This is a genomic window from Kitasatospora sp. NPDC048296 (genome assembly GCF_043201815.1).
GTDB lineage: Bacteria > Actinomycetota > Actinomycetes > Streptomycetales > Streptomycetaceae > Kitasatospora.
Genome location: NZ_JBICZB010000205.1, coordinates 1 through 1693 on the forward strand (window position 1 = coordinate 1; position 1693 = coordinate 1693).

The following is a 1693-nucleotide window of genomic DNA, read 5'->3' on the forward strand; positions in this document are numbered from 1 at the left end:
CCTCGGCCTGGCGCAGGACACCGGTCAGCGACCAGTCCACGAACGGCGCCAGCGCCTCCTCGCACTCCGCGATCCGCTGCGCGAACACCGGCTCGGTGTCCAGGAGTTCGACGGTCATACCGGCCCACTGCGAACCCTGACCCGGGAACACGAACACCGTGCGGCCCGGCTCACCCGAGGCCGTCCCCTGGACCACCTGGGCGGAGTCGGTGTCCTCAGCGAGGGCTGTGAGACCCGCGAGGAAGCCGTCGCGGTCCCCGCTGATCACGGCGGCGCGGTGGCTGAAGGTGGTGCGGGTGGTGGCGAGGGAGTGGGCCACGTCGATCGGACGCAGCTCGGTGTTCGCCAGGAGGTGGTCGAGCAGGCGCTGGGCCTGGCCCTGAACCGCTTCGGGAGTCCGGCCGGACAGCAGCCACGGCAGGACCGCCGGGGCGGAGCTGTCGGCGGCGGTCGGTGCGGTGGTGTCCCGCGCCGGAGCCTGTTCGAGGATGACGTGGGCGTTGGTGCCACTGACACCGAACGCGGAGACACCGGCGCGGCGCGGCTCGCCGGTTTCGGGCCAGGCCGTGGCCTCGGTCAGCAGCTCGACCGCGCCCGCCGACCACTCGACGTGCGGGGTGGGCTCGTCGACGTGCAGGGTCCTGGGCAGCACGCCGTGCTGGAGCGCCAGGATCATCTTGATCACACCGGCGACGCCGGCGGCGGCCTGGGTGTGGCCGATGTTGGACTTGACGGAGCCGAGGCGCAGCGGGCGGCCGTCGGGGCGGTCCTGGCCGTAGGTGGCGATGAGGGCCTGGGCCTCGATGGGGTCGCCCAGCTTGGTGCCGGTGCCGTGCGCCTCGACGGCGTCGATCTGGGCCGCGGTCAGGCCCGCGTTGGCCAGGGCCTGGCGGATGACGCGCTGCTGGGACGGACCGTTGGGGGCGGTCAGCCCGTTGCTGGCACCGTCCTGGTTGACCGCACTGCCCCGCAGGACCGCGAGGACGGGGTGGCCGTTGCGCTCGGCGTCGGACAGTCGCTCCACCAGGAGCATGCCGACGCCCTCGCCCCAGCCCGTACCGTCCGCTCCCGCGGCGAACGCCTTGCAGAGGCCGTCCTCCGACAGCGCGCGCTGGCGGCTGAACTCCACGAAGATGCCGGGGGTGGACATGACGGTGACGCCGCCCGCGAGGGCGAGGTCGCACTCGCCGTTGCGCAGGGCCTGGGCGGCCATGTGCAGGGCGACCAGGGACGCCGAGCAGGCGGTATCCACGGTGATGGCCGGGCCTTCCAGCCCCATGGTGTAGGAGATACGGCCGGAGACCACACTTGCTGCCGTACCCGTGGCCAGGTAACCCTCCAGATCCTGGGGGGTCTCCTTCAGTAGACCGAGGTAGTCCTGGCCGTTGGTGCCGGCGAACACGCCGGTCCGGCTGCCGCGCAGGGTCGCCGGGTCGATGCCCGCCCGCTCCACCGTCTCCCACGAGGCCTCCAGCAGCAGGCGCTGCTGCGGGTCCATCGCCAGCGCCTCACGCGGCGAGATCCCGAAGAACTCCGCGTCGAACTTGGGCGCTTCGTGGAGGAAGGCACCCGTCCGGGCGTAGGTCGTTCCCGTCTGCTCGGGGTCGGAGCTGAAGAGGGTGTCGAGGTCCCAGCCGCGGTCGGTGGGGAAGGCGGTGATGGCGTCGGAGCCGTTGGCGAGGAGGTGCCAGAA

General features: G+C 72.4%; 1 protein-coding gene. It reads right to left on the minus strand.

Annotated elements, in window-relative coordinates; translation table 11 throughout:
• A partial coding sequence (locus ACGF12_RS38490) for a type I polyketide synthase (protein ID WP_393041294.1) occupies positions 1-1693 on the minus strand: 1693 nt, incomplete at both ends.